The following is a 4,990-nucleotide window of genomic DNA, read 5'->3' on the forward strand; positions in this document are numbered from 1 at the left end:
TCTGCAAATTTATTCATGATACTCCCCCTTGTACACATCGCCTACACGTATAGCTCTTCAAAAATTCTTCTCAGCGCTTCTGATTCTCTTAGCTCCTGAAGTGTAATTTCTGCATGTCCTTTTGTATATCCGTTTCCAACCATCATTGTCACATCCTTTCTGCAAATTTATTCATGATACTCCCCCTTGTACACATCGCCTACACGTATAGCTCTTCAAAAATTCTTCTCAGCGCTTCTGATTCTCTTAGCTCCTGAAGTGTAATTTCTGCATGTCCTTTTGTATATCCGTTTCCAACCATCATTGTCACATCCTTGCCAACACCTTCAGCCCCCAGTGCTGCTTTGGTGAAGCTGGTGGCCATGGAGAAGAAATATACAATTCCTCCGTCCCGCACCGGTAAAATGGTGCTCATTTCTGTGTTTTCCACATTCACCACATTGATTGAGATGTCGTATTCTTTCCCATCATTATGAGCCAGTGCTTTGTTCAAAACATCCACAGGTTTTGTGGCATCTGACGCAAAGGCTTCATGACAGAACCTGTTTTTTCTCAGTATATCCAGGGCTTCTTCACGAAGATCTGAGCAGACCACATTTCCTGTGGGTCCCACCCTCTTCATGGCCTCATAGGCACACATCATCCCGGATTTTCCGCTGGCTCCAAGAATGAGTACAGAATCTCCTGGCTTCACCATTTTAGCCACCTGAGCAGGCGCACCGGCTACATCCAGTGCTGCTAAAGCCAGATTTTCCCCCATATCATCTGGCAGCTTTGCATAGATTCCAGATTCAAAGAGGATCGCTTTCCCCTTGATTTCCACCCGGTCAATCTCTGGCTGAATGGCAAGAATCTCATCAATCTTCAGAGGTGTCAGAGATAAGGAAACCAGTGTTGCAATTTTGTCTCCTTCCTTCAAGGCAATCTTCCCCTTGAGATCTTTTCCTATTCTCTCTATACGTCCGATGAGCATGCCACCTGAACCTGTTACGGGATTTTGCATTTTTCCTCGTTCGGAAACTATTTCCTGTATCTTTGCTGAAATCTTCTCCACATCATGCTCCGCTTCCCGTTCTATCTGCGTGAAGCTTGCAGAATCAATATTAAGAGCAATCACATCAATGAGAATCTCATTGTCATAAATCTCCATACTATTGTCGATCCTTCTTGCAGCCTGCGGCAGAACCCCCTGTGGCTCCAATACCCGGTGTGTTCCGAACTTGCATCCAGCTTTGTTTGTCATAGCCTTCTCCCCCACTTCCATTTACTCCGTCAGTCCTAGTATTCTTCTTGCATCTTTAGGTGTGGCAATCTCTCTGCCTAGAATTACTGAAAGATCGACAATCCTCTTCACAAAATCCGCACTGGATTCCGCCAGTTCTCCTTTTCTCAGGTAGATGTTGTCTTCAAACCCTACACGAACATGCCCTCCTAAGAGAATGGCCATGGTATTTAATGACAGCTGATGTCTGCCGATGCCGGAAACGGTGAACGTCGAATTCTTCGGCAAAGATTCTGTAAGATACAGAAGATCTCTTGGTTCTCCTGATATGCCTCCATTGACACCCATGACCAGATTGAAATGAAGAGGCTCCTCTATGAATCCTTTCTTCGAGAGCCGCAGCGCCATATCGATCATGCTCTTGTCAAACACCTCACACTCCGGCTTGATTCCTCTTTCTATCATTCTCTTTCCAAACTCTTTGATCATATTCTCTGTATTCACAAAGATCTCATCGCCACCGAAATTCAATGTTCCGCAGTCAAGAGTCGCCATTTCCGGGTGAAGCTCCAACGGCTGAAGCCTCTCATCTGCAGTCATCCCAACCGCCCCCCCGGTGCTTGGCTGAATGATCACATCAGGACAGACTTGGCGTATCGCTTCCATGCAAACCTGATATCTTGCCTTGCTCTGAGTAGGCGTGCCATCATCCTCACGAACATGAAGATGTATAATAGATGCACCTGCCTCATAGGCTTTTCGGGCTTCTTCCCTGATTTCTTCGACAGTATACGGTACATTGGGATTATGATCTTTTGTTACTTCCGCGCCGCAAATGGCCGCTGTGATGATGAGCTTCTCCATTATGCATGCACTCCTCTCTGTTTCTCCATGGGAGTAACGCAAGTTCCCACCGCTCTACAGACAACGATGGGTTCAGAAAGAACTTCACAGGCAGACTCGCTGATCTCAGGTCTTGGCACAATCACTTTTCTGGCTTCAAACTCCATCTTTCTTGAGGTTCTGCCTTCAGAAACAATTCTTCCCACTGCTTCTATATAGTCACCGGCATAGACCGGTGCAAGAAACTCCACTTTTTCGTAAGCTCTGAAGAGTCCCTCATCACCATCTCTTCTGATGAGGAGTTCTGTTGCCACATCACCAAAAAGCATCAGCATTTTGGCTCCATCCACCAGTCCTCCCCCATAGTGTGCATCATGGGCACTCATTCTTAAACGGATCACTGCTTCCATGTTCCTTCCTCCTTAAAATCTGATTTCTGCTGAAAAAAGACCAATAAAAAAAGCACTTTTATGTTTCTTATAAAACATAAATAGCGCTCCATGTAGTTCTACATGACAGTGATAGGCTTTGTGCCTTTTCACCAGGAAATACAGAATAGGCCCTCTTCTGTCTTCCTTCGGCAATCTGCTATTCATGGCAAAAGAAGGGCTTCATACTTTGCCATTACCTTCAGACCGCTCCTCTATTTGAAAGGTCGTCTTTATTCACTATGCAGTTACTTATTCATTATAATCTGTAATCGTTTAAAAAATCAATATATAGTCATTTTATTCACATGAATTTATTTATCTGTTATTTTTCTAATGAATATATTGTAAAAACAGTTGTAATATGCAGAATCTGTCATCACTTTTCATTTAGAAAAAACATTTTCTTTTGATATACAAAGAATTCCACTTTACCTCAATTGATTTCAATAGAAGAGGCAGATGAATTCACATCTGCCTCTGTCATTTTTGATCTTTCATTGGATCAATACCATAGTATTCGTTTCGTTTCCTATTAACAATCATCGCATCAAAAATTTCTGTCAGAATCCACTAAATACTGTCACCTCATATTACGTTGAAAAATGCATAACACTATTGAAAAGCATTTGTGAGCATCTCTTCCAGTTCATCTTTTGTCAGTACTATAGGATTTCCTTTCATGCTGCTTGCCCCCATGGACTTTTCTATGATTTCAGGAAAATCTTCTTTTTTCATACCAAAATCCTTGAACTTTGGGATGGAAAGATGGTTACAAAGATCCTTAACCCAGTTCATCCCATCCTCAATGGATGCATTGCGGTCTCCTGTTAAAATTTCAGATACCTCTTTATATCTTTCTAATGCTCTACTATCCTTTTCCCGATCTGCCAGTGCTTTCACATTGGTTTCAAAAGAATAGGGTAAAAGACCAGCACATACGATGCCGTGGGGGATTCCATACATCCCTCCGATGACTCCAGCAAACCCATGTACAACTCCAAGTTTTGCATTGGCCAAAGCAATCCCACCAAAGAGGCTTGCAAGAAGCATCTCTTCCCTAGCGTCTATATCCTCCCCTCTGTCAAAGGCTTTTCTTAATGAACGCGCGGCCAGTCTCATCCCTTCTTTACAAAATGCATCTGTCATAGGGTTGGATAAGTGTGACACAAACGGCTCTATCACCTGTGTCAGGGCATCAAGCCCCGTACTTGCCGTAACGGATTGAGGCATGCTCATGGTAAGAATGGGATCAAGAAGCACCAGATTCGGGTACATATATGGACTGCGCAAACTGACCTTAACCTTATGAAGATCTGAACTGATCACAGCATTTTTTGTTACTTCAGCCCCGGTTCCTGCTGTAGTTGGAATAGCTATACAAGGTGCAGATGGACTCTTTAGGCTCTTGCCTTCACCAATCACTTCTAAATAAGACAGGATTTCTCCCTCATTTGTCATCATAGCTGCAATGATTTTTCCCGCATCAATGGCGCTGCCTCCACCACAGGCAATGACCATATCGCACTTTTCACTTCTGGCAAGATCCAGCCCGACTTTCATGGTATCCAGGCTAGGTTCAGTGTAAACCTGAAATCTACTAGTCTCTATTCCCTCGTTTTTTAAATATTCTTCAATACTGTCCGCATTTTCTCCTCTGCCTCCGGTTACAATGAAAGCTTTCTTTCCGAAAGGCCGAGCAAGCTTTCCAATATCTTTCAATCCATTTCTTTCAAAGAGAATTCTGTCCGATGTCATAAACTCAAATTTATTCATGCTGCTTTCTCACCTTTATCCTTCCATGATTTTTACAAAAACCTGTCTGTTCCTAGGACCATCAAACTCACAGAAGAATATGCCCTGATATCCTCCAATAATCAGTTCTCCTTCATCAATAATCATTTCTAAAGAGAAATTGAACAGACTGGATTTGATATGCGCTGCAGCATTCCCTTCTTCATGGGTGTACTGATTTTCAAAAGGAATCAGATCATTGACGGATTTTAGAATATCATGCATGAGATTGGGATCAGAGAACTCTGTTATGGTCACTGCACCTGTTGTGTGAGGTACAAACAGCAAGCATATGCCAGACTTCACTCCACTCTTCCGGACAGTCTCTTGAACCTCATGGGTGATGTCTATCATATCGGTTCGGCCACGGGATGCTACTTTTAATTTTTCCATAATTGTCCTCCAACTTTAATTTATATTTATTTACATTTCCTTCATACCCATAATACCACTATTGTTATCTTTCATGGATAATGTTCTTCTGGAAGGTCGTAAATAATTTAAGAACAATTACAATCGGCACGAACTCCTAAACCCACTCATCTGTTTTATTTATTTATTTTTAAACGCAAAAAAGTCCTCAGTATAAACTGAGGACTAATGGCTCCGCGAAGAGGACTCGAACCTCCAGCCTATCGGTTAACAGCCGAGTGCTCCACCATTGAGCTATCGCGGAATAATACATCTGGCGACGACCTACTTT

5 protein-coding genes, 1 tRNA gene, 1 pseudogene and 1 riboswitch are annotated in these 4,990 nt (G+C 42.8%); all 7 genes and pseudogenes read right to left on the minus strand.

Features of this window, described 5'->3' with window-relative positions; translation table 11 throughout:
• Positions 1 to 41 precede the first annotated feature (41 nt).
• Positions 42 to 158, minus strand: a pseudogene (locus tag DEF30_RS00090) (L-erythro-3,5-diaminohexanoate dehydrogenase); the annotation flags it as partial.
• A 41-nt stretch (positions 159 to 199) separates the two neighbouring features.
• On the minus strand, positions 200 to 1,243 hold the full coding sequence (locus tag DEF30_RS00095; protein WP_294094874.1) for an L-erythro-3,5-diaminohexanoate dehydrogenase: 1,044 nt from the start codon (positions 1,241 to 1,243) through the stop codon (positions 200 to 202).
• Between the two features lie 21 nt (positions 1,244 to 1,264).
• Positions 1,265 to 2,086, minus strand: coding sequence for a 3-keto-5-aminohexanoate cleavage protein (locus DEF30_RS00100; protein ID WP_294094876.1), 822 nt, complete (start codon positions 2,084 to 2,086; stop codon positions 1,265 to 1,267).
• A complete protein-coding gene (locus DEF30_RS00105; protein WP_294094879.1) occupies positions 2,086 to 2,475 on the minus strand; it encodes a hotdog domain-containing protein in 390 nt (129 codons plus the stop codon). The genes DEF30_RS00100 and DEF30_RS00105 overlap by 1 nt, the downstream gene beginning before the upstream one ends.
• A 73-nt stretch (positions 2,476 to 2,548) precedes the next feature.
• A riboswitch (Lysine riboswitch) is annotated at positions 2,549 to 2,719 on the minus strand.
• A gap of 389 nt (positions 2,720 to 3,108) precedes the next feature.
• On the minus strand, positions 3,109 to 4,269 hold the full coding sequence (locus tag DEF30_RS00110) for an iron-containing alcohol dehydrogenase (protein WP_294094884.1): 1,161 nt from the start codon (positions 4,267 to 4,269) through the stop codon (positions 3,109 to 3,111).
• Between the two features lie 15 nt (positions 4,270 to 4,284).
• Positions 4,285 to 4,680: a secondary thiamine-phosphate synthase enzyme YjbQ gene (locus tag DEF30_RS00115; RefSeq protein ID WP_294094886.1), complete on the minus strand. Its 396-nt coding sequence runs from the start codon at positions 4,678 to 4,680 to the stop codon at positions 4,285 to 4,287.
• A 208-nt stretch (positions 4,681 to 4,888) separates the two neighbouring features.
• Positions 4,889 to 4,963, minus strand: a tRNA-Asn gene (locus DEF30_RS00120).
• Between the last annotated feature and the right edge of the window lie 27 nt (positions 4,964 to 4,990).

The organism is Proteiniclasticum sp. (genome assembly GCF_003514505.1).
Lineage (GTDB): Bacteria > Bacillota > Clostridia > Clostridiales > Clostridiaceae > Proteiniclasticum.

What these genes read in the sequence shown, in the direction of transcription:
- DEF30_RS00095 (WP_294094874.1), bottom strand. Translation starts at nt 1,243, where the DNA reads ATGACAAACAAAGCTGGATGCAAGTTCGGAACACACCGGGTATTGGAG.
- DEF30_RS00100 (WP_294094876.1), bottom strand. Translation starts at nt 2,086, where the DNA reads ATGGAGAAGCTCATCATCACAGCGGCCATTTGCGGCGCGGAAGTAACA.
- DEF30_RS00105 (WP_294094879.1), bottom strand. Translation starts at nt 2,475, where the DNA reads ATGGAAGCAGTGATCCGTTTAAGAATGAGTGCCCATGATGCACACTAT.
- DEF30_RS00110 (WP_294094884.1), bottom strand. Translation starts at nt 4,269, where the DNA reads ATGAATAAATTTGAGTTTATGACATCGGACAGAATTCTCTTTGAAAGA.
- DEF30_RS00115 (WP_294094886.1), bottom strand. Translation starts at nt 4,680, where the DNA reads ATGGAAAAATTAAAAGTAGCATCCCGTGGCCGAACCGATATGATAGAC.